This window comes from Endozoicomonas sp. GU-1 (assembly GCF_027366395.1).
In the GTDB taxonomy this organism is placed as follows: Bacteria; Pseudomonadota; Gammaproteobacteria; order Pseudomonadales; family Endozoicomonadaceae; genus Endozoicomonas.
This window is the reverse complement of the sequence record NZ_CP114771.1, coordinates 3580796-3603178: the sequence shown is the minus strand read 5'-3', so window position 1 is coordinate 3603178 and position 22383 is coordinate 3580796. Positions and strand designations below refer to the sequence as shown.

18 protein-coding genes are annotated in these 22383 nt (G+C 49.5%); 10 read left to right on the top strand and 8 right to left on the bottom strand.

Annotated features, from left to right (window positions below; translation table 11 throughout):
- Positions 1-6: 6 nt before the first annotated feature.
- The 3 genes from O3276_RS15040 to pyrE form a co-directional block, all read right to left on the bottom strand.
- Complete coding sequence (locus O3276_RS15040) at positions 7-2262, bottom strand: xanthine dehydrogenase family protein molybdopterin-binding subunit (RefSeq protein ID WP_269672073.1); 2256 nt, start codon at positions 2260-2262, stop codon at positions 7-9.
- Complete coding sequence (locus O3276_RS15035) at positions 2259-2798, bottom strand: (2Fe-2S)-binding protein (protein ID WP_269672072.1); 540 nt, start codon at positions 2796-2798, stop codon at positions 2259-2261. The genes O3276_RS15040 and O3276_RS15035 overlap by 4 nt, the downstream gene beginning before the upstream one ends.
- Positions 2799-2950: 152 nt before the next feature.
- Positions 2951-3628: an orotate phosphoribosyltransferase gene (gene pyrE, locus O3276_RS15030; protein ID WP_269672071.1), complete on the bottom strand. Its 678-nt coding sequence runs from the start codon at positions 3626-3628 to the stop codon at positions 2951-2953.
- 563 nt (positions 3629-4191) lie between these two features.
- On the opposite strand from pyrE, the gene O3276_RS15025 reads away from it, so the two are divergent.
- Together O3276_RS15025 and O3276_RS15020 are read left to right on the top strand one after the other, a co-directional pair.
- Complete coding sequence (locus O3276_RS15025; RefSeq protein WP_101746440.1) at positions 4192-4965, top strand: exodeoxyribonuclease III; 774 nt, start codon at positions 4192-4194, stop codon at positions 4963-4965.
- A gap of 491 nt (positions 4966-5456) precedes the next feature.
- On the top strand, positions 5457-6671 hold the full coding sequence (locus O3276_RS15020; RefSeq protein WP_269672070.1) for a hypothetical protein: 1215 nt from the start codon (positions 5457-5459) through the stop codon (positions 6669-6671).
- An 88-nt stretch (positions 6672-6759) separates the two neighbouring features.
- On the opposite strand, the gene O3276_RS15015 is transcribed toward O3276_RS15020, so the two are convergent.
- Together O3276_RS15015 and rph are read right to left on the bottom strand one after the other, a co-directional pair.
- Entirely contained in the window at positions 6760-7347 is a 588-nt protein-coding gene (locus tag O3276_RS15015) for an AAA family ATPase (RefSeq protein WP_269672069.1), read from the bottom strand.
- Between the two features lie 296 nt (positions 7348-7643).
- Complete coding sequence (gene rph / locus O3276_RS15010) at positions 7644-8360, bottom strand: ribonuclease PH (RefSeq protein WP_163372308.1); 717 nt, start codon at positions 8358-8360, stop codon at positions 7644-7646.
- Between the two features lie 262 nt (positions 8361-8622).
- Between rph and O3276_RS15005 the strand changes: the two genes are divergently transcribed.
- The 3 genes from O3276_RS15005 (at position 8623) to O3276_RS14995 (ending at position 11928) form a co-directional block, all read left to right on the top strand.
- The gene (locus O3276_RS15005; RefSeq protein ID WP_269672068.1) at positions 8623-9492 is read left to right on the top strand and encodes a YicC/YloC family endoribonuclease; all 870 of its coding nucleotides are present in this window, start codon (positions 8623-8625) and stop codon (positions 9490-9492) included.
- A gap of 119 nt (positions 9493-9611) precedes the next feature.
- Positions 9612-10226 (top strand): guanylate kinase, encoded by a 615-nt coding sequence (gmk, locus tag O3276_RS15000; protein ID WP_101748579.1) that lies wholly within the window; start codon positions 9612-9614, stop codon positions 10224-10226.
- 145 nt (positions 10227-10371) lie between these two features.
- Positions 10372-11928 (top strand): hypothetical protein, encoded by a 1557-nt coding sequence (locus O3276_RS14995; protein WP_269672067.1) that lies wholly within the window; start codon positions 10372-10374, stop codon positions 11926-11928.
- A 143-nt stretch (positions 11929-12071) separates the two neighbouring features.
- Here O3276_RS14995 and O3276_RS14990 read toward each other — a convergent pair whose 3' ends face one another.
- Positions 12072-13889, bottom strand: coding sequence for an aminopeptidase P family protein (locus O3276_RS14990; RefSeq protein ID WP_269672066.1), 1818 nt, complete (start codon positions 13887-13889; stop codon positions 12072-12074).
- 221 nt (positions 13890-14110) lie between these two features.
- Here O3276_RS14990 and rpoZ point away from each other — a divergent pair, with 221 nt between their 5' ends.
- The 3 genes from rpoZ (at position 14111) to O3276_RS14975 (ending at position 17141) form a co-directional block, all read left to right on the top strand.
- Positions 14111-14362, top strand: coding sequence for a DNA-directed RNA polymerase subunit omega (gene rpoZ, locus O3276_RS14985; RefSeq protein WP_066016900.1), 252 nt, complete (start codon positions 14111-14113; stop codon positions 14360-14362).
- A gap of 85 nt (positions 14363-14447) precedes the next feature.
- Positions 14448-16580 carry a bifunctional GTP diphosphokinase/guanosine-3',5'-bis pyrophosphate 3'-pyrophosphohydrolase gene (spoT, locus tag O3276_RS14980; protein ID WP_269672065.1) on the top strand — a complete coding sequence of 711 codons (2133 nt, stop codon included), beginning with the start codon at positions 14448-14450 and terminating at the stop codon, positions 16578-16580.
- A 174-nt stretch (positions 16581-16754) separates the two neighbouring features.
- Complete coding sequence (locus tag O3276_RS14975) at positions 16755-17141, top strand: RidA family protein (RefSeq protein ID WP_101748583.1); 387 nt, start codon at positions 16755-16757, stop codon at positions 17139-17141.
- Between the two features lie 669 nt (positions 17142-17810).
- Here O3276_RS14975 and O3276_RS14970 read toward each other — a convergent pair.
- Positions 17811-18668 carry an SDR family oxidoreductase gene (locus O3276_RS14970; protein ID WP_269672064.1) on the bottom strand — a complete coding sequence of 286 codons (858 nt, stop codon included), beginning with the start codon at positions 18666-18668 and terminating at the stop codon, positions 17811-17813.
- Positions 18669-18863: 195 nt separating this feature from the next.
- On the opposite strand from O3276_RS14970, the gene O3276_RS14965 reads away from it, so the two are divergent.
- Together O3276_RS14965 and recG are read left to right on the top strand one after the other, a co-directional pair.
- Complete coding sequence (locus O3276_RS14965; protein WP_269672063.1) at positions 18864-19772, top strand: hydrogen peroxide-inducible genes activator; 909 nt, start codon at positions 18864-18866, stop codon at positions 19770-19772.
- Between the two features lie 17 nt (positions 19773-19789).
- Entirely contained in the window at positions 19790-21874 is a 2085-nt protein-coding gene (gene recG, locus O3276_RS14960; protein ID WP_269672062.1) for an ATP-dependent DNA helicase RecG, read from the top strand.
- A 36-nt stretch (positions 21875-21910) separates the two neighbouring features.
- Here the strand turns inward: recG and O3276_RS14955 are convergent, their stop codons facing one another.
- Complete coding sequence (locus O3276_RS14955) at positions 21911-22357, bottom strand: hypothetical protein (protein ID WP_269672061.1); 447 nt, start codon at positions 22355-22357, stop codon at positions 21911-21913.
- Positions 22358-22383: the final 26 nt, after the last annotated feature.

Genomic DNA, 22383 nt, shown 5'->3' with positions numbered 1-22383 from the left:
CTCAAATTAACTCAGTTTAAGAGGCAAGCTTCTTAAACGCTTACCCGTTGCGGCAAAGATGGCATTGCCCACGGCACCGGCAATGGGCGGTAAACCGGGTTCACCGACACCCGTTGGTGCTTCATCACTTTCTACAATGACTACCTCAATGTCTGGTGATTCATTCATTCGCAGTATCGGGTAATCATGGAAGTTACTTTGCACCACTGCACCGTCTTTAACGGTGATCTCACCGTAAAGGGCAGCGGTTAAGCCAAACAGGATGCCACTTTCCATTTGCTGGATAACGATTTCAGGGTTAACCGCTAAGCCGCAATCCAGCACACAGGTCACTTTGTGAACTTTAATTTGACCGTTGTTCACCGATACCTCTGCGATTTGAGTCACGTAAGACAGGAACGAAGCATGAACGGCTACACCGTGATAGTGACCTTCAGGCAAGGGTTTTCCCCATCCCGCTTTTTCGGCTGCCAGCTTCAGCGTGTTCGCCAGTCGAGGATTACTTTTTAAGTGTTTCAGGCGATAGGCGACAGGGTCTTGTTGTTGCGAAATGGCCACTTCATCCATCATGCTTTCTTTAAAGAAGCCACTGAATGAGTGACCAACACTGCGCCAGAAACCTACTGGTAGGCCCGGATCAACCGTCACGTGGTCAACGGATTTATGGTTGGCATCATAATCTTCGAATAAGCCTTCGACGGAAGTAGGATCGACCGTCCAGCCGTCAAACAGGCCGTAACCCGCTTTACTGATCCAATCAACCATACCGTCAGGCAGGAATCCCGGCATCATGGCATCGGTCACTTCGTCGATGGTATAGGGCAGGATGTTTGGACCAGAACGTTTAACGTTCCAGCTGTCAATATTACCGTCTTTGTCCAGGCCCACCTGAAATTCAGCCATGGATGCAGGACGATAATAATCGCGTTTTGTGTCGTCTTCACGACTCCAGATCAGTTGCACCGGAAGACCCGATGCTTTGGCTATGGCAACGGCTTCCGCAACATAATCGCTTGATATACGACGTCCGAACCCTCCTCCCAGGAACGTACTGTGAACAGTCACATCGTCTTTTGCTACATCACCGTAAAAGGCGGCTAATTTGGCAGCAACACCCGGGTTTTGGCAGCCTGTCCAGATTTCTAATTTGTTACCGGTGAATTTCGCCGTGCAATTCATCGGCTCCATTGTGGCGTGGGCCAGGTAGGGGGCCCAATACTCTCCGGACACAACCGTATCAGAGGTTGTTAATGCCTCGCGACCGTTGCCTTCTTCGTGTGCATTATCGGATTCATCGCTATCCAATGCTGCTTTAAATAACTGTTTGCCGTTGCCTGCTTCAGTGGAGTCACTGGAAAAGTTCGACAGGGTCTCCGGTAATTCCCATTGTACGTCCAGCACAGGCAAGGCGGCTTTTGCCTGATAGTAATGATCCGCCACCACGGCCACACCGTTAAAGATGCTGACCACGGCTTTGACGCCGGGCAGGCTTTTCACTTTGCTATCATCAAAGCTTTTTACGGTGCCACCCAATACGGGGCAGCGCTTTAATGCCGCCCGGTGCAGGCCGGCAAACTCCACGTCCAAACCAAATTCTGCTGAGCCTGTGCTTTTCGCTACGGCGTCCAAACGTTTTGAGTGTTTACCAATGTATTTGAAGTCTGCTTTTTTCCTGAGCGGTGTCTCTTCAGGAAGACTCAAATGAGTAGCCACTTTGGTAAAGTCACCGTAAGGCAGCTTTTTACCATTGGCGACAATCATGCCGTTATCCGTTTGAATTTGATCCAGCGGCAGTTGAAGTACTTGTGCGGCCGCCTGTCGAATCACCATACGGACATTGGCCGCCATTTGCCGCAGCGGAATAAAATGCACACGAATGCTGTTGCTACCACCGGTCAGTTGCAGTCCATATTCCGGGTTTGCATATTCTTCGTGAGCGCCAACGTTTCTAACCTTGATTTTACCCGGATGCACGTCGAGTTCTTCCGCCAGCATGGTGGTCAGGCCCGTGTACACACCCTGGCCCATTTCGGAACGGGGAAGATAAAAATAAATGTCATTATTGGCGGTAATTTGCAGCAATGCATTGGGTTGCAAATCACCGTCCATAGCATTGGGAAATGTAACACTGGCACAGCCCGTCAGTGGAATTCCCACCACTAAGCCACCACCGACAATACCCATTTTTTTGAGAAAGCTACGGCGGGAGCTGTTTTCTAATGTCTGTTTGTTTTGCGTTAGTGGTTGTTCAGTGGCACTCATGATTGCACCTCCTGTGTCTCCGGTGATGCAGTTGCCGCTGGATCAAATACCTGAACCGCTTGCAAACGGCCTTTGCCATTTCTTAAATCTGCCGCGGCATTTTTGATGGCTTTTTTCACATTGGGATAGGTGCCGCATCGGCAGATATTGCCGCTCATGGCGATGTCGATATCGCTGTCACTGGGGTCGTTGTTCTGGCTTAGCAATGCGGTAGCACTGATGATTTGCCCACTTTGGCAATAGCCACACTGGGGAACGTCGGCTTCAACCCAGGCGTTCTGCAAAGTGGACATCATTTGTGGGTTACCAAGGCCTTCAATGGTGGTGATATTTCGATTGGCCACGGCTTGAACCGGCATGATGCAGGTTCGGGTACTCACACCATCGATTAGCATGCTACAGGCACCACATAAGCCCATACCGCAACCAAATTTTGTGCCTTTCATGGTCAAATGCTCACGAACCACCCAGAGCAACGGTGTATCTCCCGGTGCGTCGACATTTACCGTTTGTCCATTTAACTTAAAGCTAATCACGTGTGCCTCCCCCGGCTGTGTCAGTTTCTTATTAGCTAAAATACTTTTTTATCAGAAGACGATTGTCGTCAATATTTCTATATTTTCATGGATCCTGCGCCGCAGCCAGATTGGCTACGGTCGCACTTTAACAAACAGTATGAAGGACGACCTCATACCCCATAGGCATCTCTGTAGGCTTTAATTTCCGGTGCATATCGGCGGATCTCCGGATGATGTTCACTATACTCAAGCAAGTCAGACAGGGAAACAATACTTAACACCGGAATATTGAAATCACGCTCCACTTCCTGGATGGCAGAAAGCTCTTTTAGCGTTGTGGACTCTCCTGGCGTTGAAGACTCCCCCTGCCCTTTTTCCTGACGATCCATGGCGACCACAACGGCTGCGGGTGTCGCGTCTGTTTGCTCAATAATGGTCATCACTTCACGAATCGCTGTGCCTGCCGTGATAACATCATCAACAATCACGACCCGCCCTTCCAGGGGCGCACCGACAATATTCCCTCCTTCACCGTGATCTTTGGCCTCCTTGCGATTGAAGCACCACGGCACATTCCGGTTATGCTTTTCAAACAATGCGACGGCGGTCGCAGTAGCCAGGGGGATACCTTTGTAGGCCGGCCCAAACAGCAGGTCAAATTCAAGCCCGGCATTGACCATGGCTGAGGCATAAAACTGACCAAGTTTGCTGATGGCTTCACCGCTATGGAATAACCCGGCATTAAAGAAGTAGGGAGATTTTCTTCCGGACTTCAGGGTGAACTCGCCAAAACGGAGCACTTGCTGCTCAATGGTGAAATCCAGAAATTCTTTTTGGTACTGATGCATCGAGAGGGTCCTGTTCGCTATATGCCCGTAGTGCCGGACTCAAGGGCTGATCTTATACCAATATACGACTCTAAATCCCCTGTGTGAGGTGTTATTTCCGAGATATTGTGCAATTTATAATATTGGTTGCATCCCGGTCTGCAGGTGTGAAATTACGGAAACCGTCAGGTGTCACTTCGTCAGAACTGCAGGCTGCTGTATAAGAGACCGGATTTATGCGGATAAACATACGGAAGGCGACCCGTTATCATTTGTCCGATATAATCCAGAAATTTCTGTGTTCAACCGTACCATAAGAATGTTAATCATGCCTTATAATAGGGGTGAGGGCTCTTACCAACTCTGTCGTACAGTTGATGCAGGGTTAATCCCGGTTGAGTAACTGTATCCTTGAAAAGCTTAGACTTTAGCCGTCGTTCATCCTGATCAAAGCAACTGCTGCTCAGGCTGAGATTTGCTCAAATGGTTTTGCAGGTCTTCAGTTTCTGTTTTTCCGGTTACTGTCTTGCCGAGGTAATAAGCTTAATGCCAGAGCATGTAAACGGCCTGGTAAGGTGTATTCGATGAGAGTTATCAGTTTAAATTGCGAAGGCATTAAAAACGCACGGGAAAAAGGCCTGTTTGACTGGCTCCTGGAGCAGGATGCTGACCTTATCTGTCTGCAGGATACTCGTGAAGACGAGCAGGTGATTGAGGATCAGTATTTTCTTGATGGCTACTTTGGTTATGCTTTCAGTGGGTATAACAGGGCTGAGCGAGGCGGTGTAGCCATCTATACACGTCATGCTCCCAAGGCCATTATCAGCGGCCTTGGTATTCCTGAGGTTGATGAAACCGGCCGTTACCTTCAGGCAGACTTTGACAAGATCAGTCTTGTCAGCCTGTACGTGCCGGAAGGTGACACTGAAGAAAACCTGAATTTCAAGTACCGTTTCCTGGACGGCTATTCCCACCACTTAAGCAAACAACGTCGTAAGCGTCGTGAGTTCCTTATGTGTGGCACCTGGAACATTGCACACCGCAAGATTGATGTGGCTAACTGGCGTGATGCCCAGGAGGTTTCAGGTTTCAATCAGGCGGAGCGTGGCTGGATGGAAGGTTTGCTGGGTGATATGGGCTTTTTTGATGCTTACCGTGAGGTTGACCGGGAGGCGGGCAAGTACAGCTGGTGGCAGGATGAGTATCTGCGCCATGACAATGTTGGCATGCGCATTGATTACCAGATTATCACTCCGGGCATGCGTCACCGCGTGCTGAATGGCGGTATCTACAAGGGTCAGGCCTTCTCATCCCATGCACCGGTCATCATTGATTATGACTGGGAGCTGGGGTTCTGACTATTTTCTGAAACTGATTCATCATTTTGTTGTTCCCGGATAAATGGGAACATTGCTGAAAAAGGAGAGAGTCAACGACGTTGGCAATCTCCTTTTTTTATTTTTAGTGAATAAAAAAGAATAAAGTATTTGGTTTGACCAATCACTCTGTAATATGTCGATTTGCAGCCCGTTGTGTATGGAACTTTTTAAATAGACACACAGTCAATATCACAGTTAAAAACTGCTGGCAGGTTAATTCAGGAGTGCTGGTTGCCATGAATATTCACCCCAAACCCGCTCAGTCATTCTGTCCTGTCGTTCAGACTCGGGATGCAGCCACGCAAACAGAAACAAGTGCTATCAATCACCTTGGAAAGGATGTGAAACTTATTGCTCCCCGTTATTTATATAACACCTGTTTTCCTCACCAAAGAACGAAGGTATGCCAGGAGGAGTTGTCCCGAAAAATCAAAATTATCAGAACAAATGCGTCATTGATTAATTTTCCATTGATTGAGACTACCTTACTGGCTAAATATGGCTTGTCCAAATGCATTGCCAAAGAGCAGGGCAAAAGATTTATTGCCGAATGCGCCATCGCCACGGCCATTAATGTGCAAATGCCTATTGGTAAAACAGAGGGCAGACTGGAAGGCGGAGATCTTCAATATTTGGGTGAGTGTATTAACAGCCTGGAAACTCTGATGGTAGAGGGGTGGAATATAGAAGCATCGAAACGTCTGAAGAAAAACCTGTTTTATGAAACAACGCGAATCACCATTCCGTACGAAAACCTGAACAGTGACCGAAAAGCTGCGGTCAGGAACTATATTCTGAAAAACCAGACACTCTTTGTTAACGATGCAGCCACGGAAAAAACAACTCAAGCCCTCAACCTGTTCAGATATCAGTTAGCCTATCAGAATGCTCTGGGTCTATACCCCCCGACACCCCAACTATTCGACCTGAGTTCCCCACAAACAATCATCGATATTGAGGCTAACAGAGTGTTTCCGGGGGATGAATCCGGCGTACAGAAAATCCGGGGTGTCCTGCAGGCAAAGATGACCCGGGTGCTGGCACAAATGACCAACCCTGACTCAAAGCTGGTCAGTATGATGCTGGACGATAAACGCGCTGCTGGCATGCTGGCAGCTGGCGACAAACAAATCCTCAGAACAGCATTGACTCATCGCCATGCCCAAATGCCCATACCTGGCCCTGAGGCATGTCTGTTTTATTTGCAGTTCGCATTTGAATTCAGGGCGAGTCTGATGTCTTCAGGCCTGGACCCAGAAGCGCTGTCTTCTATAATTGTTGGCTGCCTGAATATGCATCAACTTGCAAAACGGGATCAGAAAATCCAGCAAGTGAAGATATCTTCGGAAAGTTTATTGAAGGCCTGGTCACAAAGCAGCAGGATCTTATCGGTTTTATCGTACATAGAAACATCAAACGACATGGAAGCAATGGTCAAAGAGTGTGGTAAACAACTGACGTATGTACCGGATACCAACTTTTTCAGGATGATTAATAACCCATGGGTTTGTGAGAAATTCAAGATTACCCCTCAATACGCCCCGGAGTATCACCAGAATAACCAAGCTGGCAGCAGTTCAGGCCCGGGCTTTATAGCTAACTCAGGCAACGATACTCGAAAACGACCAGCAAATAGCGATGATACTCTTCCGCACGCCAGTAAAATGGCCCGCCCAACAGAGTAAACAGGACATTGGGTACTTTGTCGTAAAATGAGTGTTCGTGAATAAAGAACCGCAAGTCATCCATTAATAAGAAAAGATTAATGTACTTTTATTTTCTGATGAAGCTTTGGATCATCTGGATACATTCGTCGGTTCTTTTTTCAATATCAGTACTTTCCATCATCAGGATTTTTCTTTCAGATATTCCGGGATCGACGGTGTTGCACAGTACCCACTGATCAATATCTTTCTGGAAAATGATATCGTCACTGCGAATGCCATCACTCTCCAGTGCAAATTTTCCTGTTGGCAGATAGCAATAAGCATCAATCTTCTGGCTAATGGCGTTGGCCAGCTTGAGCATATAAGGGCTGATAGGGGTCTCGCATATTTTCAGCCAATATCGATGGTAGGCAAGTAATGAGGGAGGACCTGTATCGATAATGCCATGACCTTGCAGATTTTCTGTCCACTCAAGCATGGCACCCAGTGCTGAGCCAGCCATAGCCGTGGAAGTCACCTGACGGATTGCCTGATCTTCAACTATTGCGTCGCGAGGCGTCTTATACTTCAGATGTTTTGCGATTTTCCGGTAATAGTCGCTGAACAGCGACCATTCACTCCCAAGCTCTTTCAACAGAGCGTTACAGAGCGTTGTTTTACCCGTTCCATGGGAACCAATGAGTGCAATAATCATACTGCTGACCTGTTACAGAGTAAGTAGCTAACCATATGAAATCATATATTTCTGACTCCTTGTGCTGGCACTCCCGGCAACTGCTCCTGCGTTGCTCTAGCTCCTGCATCCATGCAGTCGTGCTTCGTTACAACTCCGGTCACATAGCTACGGCTATGCTCCCTCCGTTGTGCCTCGCATAGTACCAGCCCAAGTAGCCAGAAATATTCGATTCCATATGGCCAGCTACTTAAGAACCCGGCATATAGCCGGGTTCTATTAAAAATAGCTCAAGCAAAAGGGCAGGCAGTAAAGTGTCATTCTGCTAACGCTTTTTTCTGTAACTCGATAATTTCCTCAATACCGGATCGTGCCAAGGCCATCATCGCCAGCATTTCATTCTGGCTGAAAGGGGCTGCTTCTGCCGTTCCCTGGACCTCGATAAAGCCGCCAGCATCTGTCATTACAACGTTCATGTCCGTTTCGGCACTGGAGTCCTCAGGATAATCAAGGTCAAGAACCGGGCTGCCTTTGTAGATTCCCACGGAAACGGCGGCAATCATGTGCAGGAAAGGATCACTTTTGACCATCTTCTTCTCCTGCATATAGCGCAGTGCATCCACCAGTGCCACACAGGCTCCGGTAATTGAGGCTGTGCGTGTGCCACCGTCGGCCTGAATCACATCACAGTCAATATTAATGGTGTTTTCCCCGAGCTTTTTCATGTCTACCGCCGCACGCAAGGCACGGCCGATCAGGCGCTGAATCTCCAGCGTCCTGCCACCCTGCTTGCCTCTGGAGGCTTCCCTTCCCATCCGTTCCGTGGTGGACCGGGGTAACATGCCGTACTCGGCGGTGATCCAGCCCTGGCCGGTTCCTTTGAGAAACCGGGGTACACCGCGTTCGACCGACGCGGTACAGATGACTTTGGTATCGCCAAACTCAACGAGCACAGATCCTTCTGCGTGTTTGGTATAGTTGCGGGTGATGTTTACATCACGTAATTGGTCTGCCGTTCTTCCGCTAGGGCGCATTTGGGTTACCTTGGTATGTCTGAAAAAACGTGAGCACTGCAAAATTTGCGGAATTATAACTGTTCAGTGGGTTTTCGGGAAAATAGAGTTTGAATAATCAGCTCTCTTTGTTGATGCTGCGTTATTAAATCAATGACATACGCCCAAGTGGTCAGTATTTTTAGAACTATAGTTTTTCCAAAATCTTATCTCATCGGTTTATTTTGTGGATAAACTTCTGAAATAATGAGTGTTTATTAGCCCACCGATTAAAGAGTATTTCATGACTTCCAGCATGACGGCATTCGCCCGTGTTCAGATACAGGAGGATTGGGGAAGCCTGGTATGGGAGATTCGATCCGTTAATCACCGTTACCTTGAACCCCACTTCCGTCTCATGGAACAGGCACGGGAGATCGAGCCTGCGTTGAGAGAATTGATTCGTAAGCAACTGAAACGAGGCAAGGTTGAATGCAGCCTGAAATTTCAGCTGGTTGAGAAAGAGCAGGTGCTTGACCTGAATCGTGTCCTGCTGGAAAAGCTGCAACTGGCAGTGCGTGAGGTTGAGGCGCATTTTTCCCGGGTGGCACCGGTCAATCCTCTTGAGGTTCTGCAGTGGCCCGGCGTGCAGAGCAATGAAGAGACGGAAATGGCCGTTGTTCATCGGGCTGCCATAAAAGGGTTCAACACAGCGCTTATTCAACTGAATGAGATGAGGCAGCGGGAAGGACAGGAGTTGCAGTCTTTCATTGAGGCCCGTTTGGATAAAATGGGGGATGAGGTGCGGCGGCTTCGTGGGTTGCTGCCGGAAATTCTGCAAAACCAGCGTGAGAAAATCCTTGATCGACTGGCTGAAGCCAGACAGGAGTTAAATCCGGAGAGGCTGGAGCAGGAAATGGTGATGCTGGCTCAGAAGATGGATGTCGATGAAGAGCTGGATCGTCTGGAAACGCACATAGCGGAAGTGCGCCGAACACTGACAAGCCCCGGGCAGGGAGCGGTCGGACGGCGATTGGATTTTCTGATGCAGGAACTCAACCGGGAGGCAAATACCCTGTCGTCCAAGTCCATTCATGCTGGCCTTACCCAGACTGCTGTTAATCTTAAGGTCCTGATCGAGCAAATGCGCGAGCAGGTTCAGAATATTGAATAGGAAACCTTGTATAATCAACAAGTTATTTTTGTTATGTGGTAAGTAGCAGGGCTTGTTTCTTAGTCTGACTTATCCTGAAGTACATAGGTTTAAAGCAGGGAGCCTTCCCTGGAGTGTTCATGAATATTGGCAAACTTTATATAATCGCTGCCCCTTCCGGCGCTGGCAAGACAAGCCTGGTAAAGGCCATGGTGGAATCTACGCCCCATGTGCGTGTGTCGGTCTCTCATACTACCCGGGGTATCCGGCCTGGTGAGCAGGATGGCGTAAACTATCACTTTACCTCTGTCGAAGGCTTCCGGGACATGTTGAGCAAAGGCATGTTTCTTGAGCATGCTGAAGTCTTTGGTAATTATTATGGAACCTCGGCACACTGGGTTCGTGAACAGCTGAACAAAGGTGAAGATGTTATTCTGGAGATTGACTGGCAGGGGGCGCAGCAGGTTCGCCGTTTGTTGCCTGATGCCGTATCAATCTTTATCCTGCCGCCTTCTCTTGAGGCTCTGAGGGAACGGTTGATCGGGCGGGCTACCGATGACCTTTCGATCATCGAAAGACGTATGTCTCAGGCGGTCAGTGAAATGTCCCATTATGGTGAGTTTGACTACCTGGTAATCAATGATGAGTTTGATCTTGCCTTGCGGGATCTGCAAACCATTATTCGCAGCCAGCGCCTGTCAATTAATTGGATGCAGCACTATAAAGAAGATCTGATTAAAGGTCTCATAAACTGAGTGATTAAGGGTAAGTAGTTGATCAAAAAAGGTCATATTTTCTGATCAGGTGTCAGTCACCCCGTAGCGTTACAACTTGGGTCGTATAATGGCTATGCTCCCTGTGTTGTCATTGCACAGTGACTGTTCATTCAGGTAGAAATATATGATCCCATTTGGCCAGCTACTTATCAGCCTTAAGCAACAAGCTATATTTAAATCCATAGAATTAAAAGGAAGTAATGCTATGGGTGTGAACAGAGTACCTGGTGGAAACGTTCCAAGGTATGATCAGAAACATCAGAAGTCTGACAAAGGTCAGAATTCCGCACAGGATAATCATCATAAAGTTGGTAGTGTCTCCTGTGACAGTCAAGTTAGAAAAACGAATACTGAACATTACCAGGTTGATCATGCAGCAATAAAGCCAAAACAGGTCGATGCTCTGGATCATCCTTCTGATACTTTTATGAAGCGTAATGGTGAGAAAAGTCATCAGTCTGATCGAGATAAACCACCAAAATTCCTTTCCAAAGTGGCTAACAAGGGGATCAAGGCTAAATCGGCAGAAGAGGCAAGAGGTGCAATCCAAAAGTATTTCCAGCTGCTGAGGAGATCTTACTCCAGAGAGGCACCTCCTTCACCAGAAATAAGAGAGCAGTTATATAACGACGTTGTCAAACTGTCTGCCAGGGTAATGAGCTTTGAATTTACCGCTGGTCGGGATAAGGATAAGGAAAAAACGCTTGGTCTAACTGCAGAGCTTCTTCAACAAATGCTGAGTGGCCTGAAAACCTCTTCTGCTGAGTTTGTCAACAGCCAGGTGACAGCCGTTCTTTCCCTTGGAATGATGACCCCAGAAGATAAAGCGTTTCTTTTTGGCTCCTGCCTGAATACTCAGATTATTTCTGTGGATAAATACACTGCTGACATAAGAAATTTAGACAATAAAATTTCTAGCCTGAAGACGAAGTTAGCTGGTTCAAAGCAAGGTGAGGCGGAAAGCCTGCAGCGTAGAATCAAATCTGCGGGTACTGAACGGGCTGATTTAGAGAGAAAGCAGCAGCTGCTGGTATCTAAAGAAGTAGGGGGGATGCATGGCCAAAAAGAGTTTTTCCAAAGCTGCTATGAAATTATGATGAAGCAAGTCAGGTCTGAAATCAGGGTTGGCTTAAAGAAACAATTAAAGCAAAAAAATAAAGCAAATTTTGCTGAAGGAGAGAAGTTGGTTAACCAAATAATGGGGAAGATGGATTCAACCCTTCGTAGTAAAGCTGAGTCTATAGCTAAAAACGCAGCCAACCAGAAAAAGGGTATTCAAGCGGAAGATGTCTATCAGAAAAAAAGAACCGACCTTTTTTTACTTCTGAATGAAGAGGTTTCAGGGCTTCTTGGAGGTATAAAAGAATCTTCTGACGTAAAACCTTTACCTGTGCATAAAAATGATGCAGTGCCAGCTCATAAAGTTGATGATAAAACAAGTTTTGATAGAAACAGTGGGTCACGAAAGCCTGTGCACAGGAAGAAGAGCCCTGAAGCTAATCAACTGTCGACCTCAGTCACGGAAGTATTAAAAGAAGCTGTTGATAAGGAGGATCACAATCCAGAAGCTCCTGCAGCTATTCAGCACAAGCCTTCTGATGTTAAGAATCAGGCCGCAGTTAAGGATCTGATCAAGTTTTTTGAAGACGTTGCTGAGAAGCACAGAATTGAGGATAAGTAGTAAACCCAATGAAATACTCTTGGGTACCATTTGCCCAACTACAGAAAATGGGGTTCTCCGGCTTTAACCAATCTGGCTATAAACTACGCTCGCCCGCTGGCCTTTTGTAATACCAGCGAGCGGTATAGTGTTGTTTCCTTATTTTACAGAGACTGGGTCGCTTCCCTCAGCCATTCAAAATCTTGCCCCTGGAGTTCAGGTGAAAGCGCCTCCCTGACCATTTCGTGGTACCCATTCAGCCAGTTGATTTCTGTATCCGTCATCAAATCTTTCAGCAGCGGGCGAGTGTCAAAGGGCGCAAGGGTCATCGGGATGAGTTTATAGAACTTGCCAAACTCATTCTCAATGTCCTCCGCGATCAGCATTATATTCTCAAGCCTGACACCATGTTTGTTATCCCGGTAAATGCCGGGCTCGTTGGTCACCAGCATGCCGGGCTTCAGGGCAACGTCAAACCATCTCGGGCTGATGCTCTGGGGGCCTTCATGCACATTCAGGAAGTAGCCCACCCCGTGGCCGGTACCGTGATTAAAGTCGATACCTTCACTCCACAAAGGCTGCCGGGTAATGGCATCCAGCTGTATTCCCCGTGTTCCCTCCTTGAACCTGGCCGTTGCCAGGGCGATATGGCTTTTCATCACCAGGGTATAGTCTCTCTTCTCCTCATCCGTCATCTCACCGCAGGCAAATGTGCGGGTGATATCCGTTGTTCCATCCGGGTATTGAGCGCCTGAGTCGATTAACAGCAACCCTTTGGTTTGAATGGAGTAAGCGGACTCTGCATCCGCCCGATAGTGACAGATAGCTCCATGGGCGGCATAACCGACAATCGAGGGAAAGCTGACCCCCTGGAAATGCTCTGACTCTGAGCGGAACTGCAGCAGCTGCTCATCAATATTGACTTCATTCAGCTGCCCTGTGGGAATATTGCTTTCCAGCCAGCGGATAAAGCGAACCATGGCAGCGCCATCACGGCGATGACACTCCTTCATCCGCTCTATCTCAGTGCTGTTTTTGATGGCCTTCAGGTCGGTGGTGGGCAATCTGTCTTCGATCAGGTGAATCGGTGCAGGAATGGCGGAGGCCAGCTGGTAACCCGTGGTGGCCGGGTTGATCATCAGGTGAGTGTTATCCGCAAGCGTTGACAACCTATCCAGGACTTCATCATAGGCCGCCAGCTCTACACCAGCCTTTGCCAGGGCTGACAGCGCATCCGCTGCTATTCGCTCTTTGTTGGTAAACAGCGTGATGCTGTCCGGTGAAATCAGGGCATAGGCAAGAAATACCGGGTTACAGTCAATGTCAGACCCCCTCAGATTAAACAGCCAGGCAATATCATCCAGTGTGGTGATAAGAAGCTCTGTTGCTTTTCGCTCCTTGAGAATCTCCCGAACCTCCGTGACCTTCTCTGTGAGGGTTTTACCGGCATAGGTGTCCTGGTGAATAAAGACGGGCTCAGCAGGCCGTGCTGGCCTGTCGGTCCAGATATCATTCAGCAGATCGTGATCGAATTTCAACGTAACGGATTTAGCCGCCAGTTTCTTTTCGAGATTTCTGACGTGGCTCAGACTCAGAGTGGCACCATCGAAGCCAATGCAACCCTGCTCAGAGACTGCTTCTGTTACCCAGTCAACCATTGATGGGACGCCGGGCTGACCATCTTTCATCAGGGTGATTTCTGAGCCTGCCAGCTGTTCTGAGGCCTGAATAAAGTAGCGCCCGTCTGTCCACAGGGCTGCTTTATCCTGTGTTACTACCAACGTACCAGCAGAGCCAGTAAAGCCAGAGAGCCAGGCCCTCCCTTCCCAGTGGGGGGCTACATACTCACTGTTATGGGCGTCGGAAGACGGGATAATCCAGACGTCAATGCCATATTCAGTCATTGCACCACGCAGATCTTGCAGCTTTTTGGTGCTCTTTGGGCTCTTGGTTGAGTCAGAGCGGTTCGGGGTATTCACCATGTATCTATTCCGGGCTTTTGGCCATTCGGCGAGTTAGTGTTGGGCAGGGTTTTTTTCTACTTAGATGATGCTTACGAATACTATAATCCGCACCCTTCATGGAGCAAACACTAACCCTGCTAAAGCTTGTCTGGCTACAGGTCGTAAAGTACACTAAAGGGTCAGGCAAACCGGCATTAAGGTTCTGTTTCTGAACCTGATTCTAATTGATGGAGTAAAACGTGGCTCGAGTAACTGTAGAAGACTGTCTGGATAACGTAGATAACCGCTTTGAACTGGTGATGGTCGCCTCCAAGCGTGCCCGCCAGCTGACCATTGGCGGCAAGGACCCCAAGGTAGACTGGGAAAATGACAAGGCAACCGTGGTGGCTCTGCGTGAAATCGCCGAAGGCCTGGTAACCCCTCTTTCCGTTGATGACCGCACGGTTGATGACGATGAAGCAGCAATGTTTCTCGCTGGTGTAGAACAATAAGCGTTTTACCTTCGTACTATCTTTGGATCACAAGCTTTAGAAGATAAGAAGGTTCAATGGATGATCTGCGCTTAAGGAGCGGACTTTGCTGACCATCGATGAGTTTGCCGGCCGCTTGAAGTCCTATCTGAATCCCGAGCAGGTCAACCTGGTTCGTCGGGCCTACTATTATGCGGAGCAGGCCCATGACGGACAAACCCGCCGCAGCGGCGATCCGTACATTATTCATCCCCTGGAAGTAGCCTCCATTCTTGCCGATATGCACATGGACCATCAGAGCCTGATGGCCGCCATGTTGCACGATGTCATTGAAGACACCGGTATCGAAAAGCAGGACATTGCCGGGCAGTTCGGTGATGTGATTGCGGACCTTGTGGATGGGGTCAGTAAGCTGACCCACATGAACTTTGAAAACAAGACGCTGGCCCAGGCCGAAAACTTCCAGAAAATGGCGCTGGCCATGGCCAAGGATATCCGCGTCATTCTGGTTAAGCTGTCAGACCGCCTCCACAATATGCGCACGCTGGGTGTGCTGAGGCCTGACAAGCGCCGTCGTATAGCCAAGGAAACGCTGGATATCTATGTGCCCATTGCCAACCGTCTTGGCATGCACACGCTCCGAATAGAGCTGGAGGATCTGGGCTTCTTTGCCATGTACCCCATGCGGGCCCGGCTGATTCGACAGGCGGTGCGCAATGCCCGTGGCAACCGTAAAGACCTGGTCAGCCAGGTTCAGCAGGCGATTGCGGCCCGTCTGGAAGAAGAAGGCCTGAAAGGCCGGGTAGTGGGTCGTGAAAAGCATCTGTACAGCATCTACAGCAAGATGAAGAACCAGAGTAAGTCCTTTGACGACATCATGGACATGTTTGCGTTCCGAATCATTGTGGACAAGGTGGACAGCTGCTATCGGGCGCTGGGCATTGTCCATAACTTCTATAAGCCCATTCCCGGGCGGTTCAAAGATTACATTGCCATTCCGAAAGCCAATGGCTATCAGTCGCTTCATACCACCCTGTTTGGTATGCACGGTGTGCCCATAGAAATCCAGATCCGGACCCAGGAAATGGAAGATATGGCCAATAATGGCATTGCTGCCCACTGGCTTTACAAGTCCGGAGAAGAAGCGCTGTCCGGCAGTCATGCCAGAACCCGGCAGTGGCTCAAAGGCGTACTGGAACTGCAGAAAAATGCCGGAGACTCTCTGGAGTTTATTGAGAACGTGAAAATCGATCTCTTCCCGGATGAGGTGTATGTCTTTACCCCCAAAGGGCATATTCTAGAGCTGCCCAAAGGTGCGACAGCGGTTGACTATGCTTATGCCGTCCATACCGATGTGGGTAACACCTGTGTAGCCTGTCGTATCAATAAACGTCTGGCGTCACTCAGTCAGCCGTTGCAGAGTGGTCAAACGGTTGAAGTGGTTACCGCGCCCGGTGCAAGACCCAATGCGGCCTGGTTGAATTTTGTTGTCACGGGTAAAGCACGATCCAACATTCGCCACTTCCTCAAGCATCAGCGCAGAAATGAGTCAATTGCCCTGGGCCGACGTTTGCTGAGCAAAGCACTGGTCAGTTTTGACAGCAGCCTTGAGCAAATCAGTGAAGAGGTCATTCGCCAGCAACTGTCCGTGTTTGAACTGGATGACCTTGATGGGCTGCTGGAAGATATTGGTCTCGGTAACCGTATGGCCTATATCGTTGCCAAGATACTGGTTGAGCCCGGTAGCCTGCCTGAGAACAAGAGTCAGCTGGACCTGTCCAACAGTGAGAAACCGCTCTCCATTCGTGGCTCTGAGGGCATGGTCATCAGTTTTGGCAAGTGCTGCTATCCAATACCGGGAGACCCGGTGGTTGGCCATGTCAGCTCGGGCCGTGGCATTGTTATTCATACGGATACTTGCCCGAATGTCTCTGAAATTCGACACAATCCCGAGAAGGTTCTGGAAGTTGAGTGGGATAAGGACGTCTCCGGTGAGTTTACCGTAGAACTCAGCGTAGAGCTGGAGCATCACCGTGGTATGATTGCCTCTCTGGCTACCGCCATTACCGCAGTGGAAGGCAATATTGAGAAGATCAGTATGGTCGAGCAGGACTCCCGTTGCAGCATCGTTCAGTTGCTGCTCAGTGTTCGTGACCGGGTGCATCTGGCCAAAATTATTAAACGACTTCGGGTTATTAAAGGCGTTTACTCGATTATTCGACGACGTCGGGATTCATAAACGTCTGTGAATTAAAGCATTACAAGAAAAAACCGGATGCTGCACCGCAAAAACACAGTATCCCGTAAATATCGCTCTAAATCCTTGAAATATAATGTTTACACCCTAGTATCGGGTGTCTTCTTTTCTTTTTTTCCATGGGCTTCTGATTCCCAAGCTTAAGAGAGTAGATCGATGAGTAACCGACAGACGATTAATACTGATAAGGCACCCAAGGCTATTGGCACCTATTCTCAGGCGGTAAAAGCAGGAACCACTGTTTATATCTCGGGCCAGATTCCACTGGTTGCAGACACCATGGAATTATTGGAGGGAAGCTTTAAGGAGAAGACCCGCCTCTGCTTTGAAAACCTGAAAGCCATTGCCATGGCGGCTGGCGGAACCCTTGGCGATGCTGCCAAGGTGACAATTTACCTGACCGATATGGCGAACTTTGCTGAAGTCAATGAGGTCATGGCTGAGTTTTTTAAACAGCCGTATCCTGCCCGTGCCGCTATTGGTGTCAAAGAGTTGCCAAAAGGTGTACCGGTTGAGGTAGAGGCTATTCTGGAACTGAAATAAGTTTTTGCAGTGATAGCAGCTCCTGGTCATCTTGAGTCAGGGGCTTTACGGATATTCTGCGGCGAACATTGCTTTTTGGTTTGATTCTTTGGCAGCTTTCTGATGTATCAATAATCACAATGGGTCGAGTTGCATTGTCGATACTGGGTTTAGTCTGGAGTCTCAGGCAGTGTGAGCACTCAGAGTAGAACTGGCAGTGGCTCTGCCATTGCATATCAAAAATTTCTGAGTGATGTTTGCCGGATTCATTCTTGATACAGCCTTGCCCTGCGGGTAATGAGTGCATTGCTATATCACCCTGCCCTCCGGCAATTTCATTAACAGATCGTCCTGAGTGGCAATGCGCTGACAAACTGCTCTTGGTGTTTTCTGCATTGAGGCTCTGCACCCTGTTGTGTATTGGTGCGACAGAAGTGGATGGGGCGGCGCTCACAATCTTGTGCTCTTTCCAGTGGTTAATAACCCTTAGAAAGATTTTTAAAGCGATAGTTCAAAAATAATGAAGTGAATTGTGGTTCGACATGCCCATCAACCTGTCTTGTGGATAACTCTGTGAATTATATCTTGGTAAGCCGTTAATAAGCCTGTATTAACGGTCGTTCAGGTTTTTCTAGCCTGTGGATGATCAGGCTCTGCTGGCTGTCAGTCTGCCCGCAGAACCTGCCTGATTTAATCCCTGTTATGGAGCAGGCTGGTATAACCACTTTTGTAATCAGGAAAGTAAAATTTATAACCTGTCTCAATAATCCGCTGGTTAGAGCACCGTCGATTACCCCTTTGTGGCGATGGAAAATTGCTATTGTCTAATGCCACATTCAATTGCTCACCAAGCCATTGCAGCACATCAAACGTGGTCGCCGGGGTACTGTCAACGCCGAGATATAAGTTATCCACCGGCAGATGATCCATATCGCGCCGAATAAGGTGGGCGATGATGCCGGCGCAGTCTTTCTGGTGAATTCGGTTACTGTATACGGCGGGCTTTATCGGGCAGCCTTCACCTTTCAACACCCGGCTGATCAGCCGGTTTCGGCCGGGTCCATAAATCCCGCCAAAACGTATGGCCGTGCCAGGGAAGGGAGCATGCTGTAACCGTTTTTCTGCGGCCAGCATGATTCGACCATTGAACTTCACCGGCTGGGTGGCCGACGTTTCGTTCACCCATTCGCCATTACTCTGGTGGAAAGTGCTGGTGCTGGAGGTGAAAAAAATACGTTTTGGCTGGTATTGCTCGTTCACCAGACGGTTAAGAATATTTTGCAGACCATCAATGTAAGCCTGTTGATAATGCGCTTCCGTTCGTCCATTAGAGGCGGCGGCATAGACCACGTAGTCAATCTGTTCAGGCCAGTCACCGAGCATTTCGGCATTAAACAGGTCACCCCGGATAGGGTTAACGTCAGCAGGCAACCTGGCAATATTTCGCCGTAACCCCCAGACATTAAAGCATTTCATGGCGGTTAACTGCCGGGCGAGTTCACAGCCGACATCGCCACAACCCGCAATCAGTATATTGAGCTTATTCATAGCTATAGTCTATTGGTTGGTATAATCTTTGGAAAAAACATAATGGCAATTTCGTTTATATGGCTGTATAAATTTACAGTATTATAGATGGCACGAGCATCCTTGCCAGTCTTTCAGGGCTTTTAGGAGCTGAAGGCTTGATATGAACTCAGGGCTGTTTATCGAGCTGTCTTATCAAAACAGTTGAAAATCATTATGACACTGACAGAACTTCGCTACATTGTCACCCTTGCTCAGGAGCAGCACTTTGGCAGAGCTGCCAGTAAGTGCTTTGTCAGCCAGCCAACACTGAGTGTCGGAGTCAAAAAGCTGGAAGATGAACTGGGTGTTGCCCTGTTTGAGCGAACCCGGAATGCGGTTCGTGTTACCCCAATGGGTGAATTGATCGTCAGTCAGGCCCAGAAAGTTCTGGAAGAGGCCTCGGCCATCAAGCAACTGGCGAAAACCGGTCAGGATCAGCTCAGTTCTCCCCTGCGAGTGGGCGCGATCTACACCATTGGCCCTTACCTTTTTCCCCATCTGATTCCTCAACTGGCACAGTCCGCCCCCAATATGCCGCTGTATATTGAGGAAAACTTTACCGCGGTTTTGCGCAAAAAGCTGCGTCTGGGGGAACTGGATGCCATTATCATTGCCCTGCCCTTTAATGAACCGGATGTGTTAACCAGGCCGCTTTATGATGAGCCCTTCCGGGTATTGTTGCCAGGTGGTCATCCCTGGGAATGTCAGAGCGAAATTGATCCGGCTGACCTGGCCCAGGAAAAGCTGCTGCTGCTGGGCGAAGGCCACTGTTTCCGTGACCAGGTACTGGAGGCCTGCCCGATGCTGGCCAGTAAAAAAGAGGCGGGCGATGATGGCAGTGGTATTGAAGCAACCTCACTGGAAACCATCCGACACATGGTGGCGTCGGGTATGGGGATCAGTGTGCTGCCACAGTCAGCCGTTGTCGATCATCACTACGCGCCCAATATTCTCAGCACCCGGCCATTTCGTACGCCAGCACCTGGCAGGACGGTGGCCCTGGCCTGGCGCGCCAGCTTCCCGAGGCCGAAGGCAATTGATGTGCTTTCTAATGCCTTGAGGCAGTGTTCGGTTAATCAATAAGTGGGCCTATGGTGAGTATGAACAGGTCATTACACGATATTCCGGTAACCACGTTAAAAGGCGTTGGTGATGCCTTGGCCGGGAAGTTGGCCAGAATCGGCATTGTCACTATTCAAGACCTGCTGTTTCACCTGCCAATGCGTTATCAGGACAGAACCAGGGTAACGCCCATCGGCACACTTCAGCCTCAAACCGATGTGGTGATTCAGGGGAAGGTGCTGGCATCGGATATCATGATGGGAAAACGTCGCAGCCTGCTTTGCCGGGTCGGTGACGGGTCCGGCTCCATAAGCCTGAGGTTCTTTCACTTTACCGCTGCCCAGAAAAACAACCTTCGGCATGGGGTTGAGATTCGCTGCTTCGGAGAACCCCGGCGGGGTGCCACGGGGCTTGAGATGTATCACCCTGAATACCGGGTGATCAAAGCCGATGCCCCGGCGGACGTTGAAGAGACATTAACGCCGGTCTATCCGGCCACAGAAGGTCTGACCCAACAGCGAATCCGCAGTTTGTGCGAGCAGGCATTGAAGCTGCTCGCCGATGAAAGCTCTCTGCAGGAGCTTCTCCCGGAGCAGATTCGGCAGCAATATCACCTCAGCTCACTGGTGGAAGCCGTTCGACTCCTGCATCAGCCGCCACCGGAAGAGTCGATGATAGTGCTCAGCGAAGGGCGGCATCCTGCCCAGCAACGTCTGGCTTTTGAGGAGTTATTGGCCCATAACCTCAGTCTTCAGCAGCTCAGAAGGCGGGTACAGGCGATCGGTGGTTTTGCCATGCCACCAAAAAGCCGGTTAACCCAACAGTTATTGGCGCAACTGCCCTTTTCCCTGACCTCTGCCCAGCAGCGAGTGGCCGATGATATCAGCCAGGATATGGCCCTGGAAAAGCCCATGCTGCGACTGGTGCAGGGGGATGTTGGTTCGGGCAAAACCGTTGTTGCCGCCCTGGCCGCACTGCAGGCGGTGGAAAATGGTTATCAGGCCGCAGTGATGGCGCCAACGGAAATTCTGGCGGAGCAACATCAGCTTAACTTCGCAAACTGGCTTAAGCCGCTGGGTATTGCCACGGCTTTCCTGTCCGGAAAAACCAAAGGTAAAAAACGCCAGGAGATTTTAGCCCGGATCGCTTCTGGCGAAGCCATGGTTGTGGTTGGCACTCACGCCCTGTTTCAGGACGATGTGATATTCCATAAGCTGGGCATGGCAGTGATTGATGAGCAACATCGATTTGGCGTTCATCAACGCCTGGCACTGCGGAAAAAAGGGGCAAACAATGGCGGGCTCCCTGACCAGCTGATTATGACCGCCACCCCGATCCCCAGAACATTGGCCATGAGTGCTTACGCCGATCTCGATGTTTCTGTGATTGACGAGCTGCCGCCGGGACGGACACCCATCAACACCGTCGTTATAGGTGACGACCGTCGTGAAGAGGTCATTAAACGCCTCAAGGCCGCCTGCCTTGAAGGACGCCAGGCTTATTGGGTATGCACGCTGATCGAAGAGTCCGAAGCATTGCAGTGTCAGGCCGCAGAAGTGACGGCAGAGCAATTGCGAGAAACACTTCCAGAGTTGTCTATAGGTCTGGTTCATGGCCGGATGAAAGCCAGTGAAAAGGCAGAGGTGATGAACGCTTTCAAGGAGGGGCATCTGCACCTGCTGGTGGCAACCACCGTTATTGAAGTGGGTGTTGATGTACCCAATTCAAGCCTGATGATCATTGAAAACCCGGAAAGGCTGGGGCTGGCCCAGTTGCATCAGCTTCGGGGGCGAGTGGGTCGAGGGAATATTGCCAGCCACTGTCTGCTGATGTACCACGCGCCTTTATCCCGGCAAAGCAGGGAACGTTTACAGGTGATGAGGGATTCGAATGACGGCTTTGTGATCGCCGAAAAAGATTTGCAGCTAAGAGGCCCGGGTGAGGTTTTAGGTACCCGACAAACAGGTTTGGCACAATTCCGGGTTGCTGATCTGGAGCGGGATCGTGACTTGCTGATGGCTGTGCGCACGGCTGCTCAGGAATTAATTCACCAGTCACCAGAAGCAGTAGAGCCGTTGGTGAATCGCTGGCTGAGCAAGGGGGAGGAGTACGCGAATGTTTGATAAAGTTGCCAGGGGAATCCACAGCAGGTCAGTTAATTATTGGTCGGCCTCCCGTGAACCTGTATCGGGCATGATCTGCCAGAAGGAAACAACCTCTGGCACTGAAACTTCACCATTGTCAGGGGGCAAACCGGTGACCTTAAGACTTCGGCTGCAAGGGCTGAAGCAAAATTTCGCAATACTGTTTTCTGTTTGCAAACGAGCCCTTTCCTGCCAGTTCCCGTCTGCCGTCAACGCGAACAAAATCAGGCCGCGAGTATTGGTTTCAGGAACTACAGCCAGCAGGTAACCTTCTTGATTGAAATCTGCTTCTTTGATGGAAAATTCGATGCGTTGCCTGACCCACTCACCGGCAGGTCCACCAACAGACTTACGCTGATAGATATCCGTATGGCCCGCAGGATCATTGCAAACAATGGTTTCACCGCTGGGGCTGATTTTTGTCAGGGACTCAGCCGGAAATGTTTGTGTCCGACCCCACATTCCGGACTCCGCCTTGCGCCAGATTG

What these genes read in the sequence shown, in the direction of transcription:
- O3276_RS15040 (WP_269672073.1), bottom strand. Translation starts at nt 2,262, where the DNA reads ATGAGTGCCACTGAACAACCACTAACGCAAAACAAACAGACATTAGAA.
- pyrE (WP_269672071.1), bottom strand. Translation starts at nt 3,628, where the DNA reads ATGCATCAGTACCAAAAAGAATTTCTGGATTTCACCATTGAGCAGCAA.
- O3276_RS15025 (WP_101746440.1), top strand. Translation starts at nt 4,192, where the DNA reads ATGAGAGTTATCAGTTTAAATTGCGAAGGCATTAAAAACGCACGGGAA.
- O3276_RS15015 (WP_269672069.1), bottom strand. Translation starts at nt 7,347, where the DNA reads ATGATTATTGCACTCATTGGTTCCCATGGAACGGGTAAAACAACGCTC.
- rph (WP_163372308.1), bottom strand. Translation starts at nt 8,360, where the DNA reads ATGCGCCCTAGCGGAAGAACGGCAGACCAATTACGTGATGTAAACATC.
- O3276_RS15005 (WP_269672068.1), top strand. Translation starts at nt 8,623, where the DNA reads ATGACTTCCAGCATGACGGCATTCGCCCGTGTTCAGATACAGGAGGAT.
- gmk (WP_101748579.1), top strand. Translation starts at nt 9,612, where the DNA reads ATGAATATTGGCAAACTTTATATAATCGCTGCCCCTTCCGGCGCTGGC.
- O3276_RS14995 (WP_269672067.1), top strand. Translation starts at nt 10,372, where the DNA reads ATGATCCCATTTGGCCAGCTACTTATCAGCCTTAAGCAACAAGCTATA.
- O3276_RS14990 (WP_269672066.1), bottom strand. Translation starts at nt 13,889, where the DNA reads ATGGTGAATACCCCGAACCGCTCTGACTCAACCAAGAGCCCAAAGAGC.
- O3276_RS14975 (WP_101748583.1), top strand. Translation starts at nt 16,755, where the DNA reads ATGAGTAACCGACAGACGATTAATACTGATAAGGCACCCAAGGCTATT.
- O3276_RS14970 (WP_269672064.1), bottom strand. Translation starts at nt 18,668, where the DNA reads ATGAATAAGCTCAATATACTGATTGCGGGTTGTGGCGATGTCGGCTGT.
- O3276_RS14965 (WP_269672063.1), top strand. Translation starts at nt 18,864, where the DNA reads ATGACACTGACAGAACTTCGCTACATTGTCACCCTTGCTCAGGAGCAG.
- recG (WP_269672062.1), top strand. Translation starts at nt 19,790, where the DNA reads ATGAACAGGTCATTACACGATATTCCGGTAACCACGTTAAAAGGCGTT.
- O3276_RS14955 (WP_269672061.1), bottom strand. Translation starts at nt 22,357, where the DNA reads ATGTGGGGTCGGACACAAACATTTCCGGCTGAGTCCCTGACAAAAATC.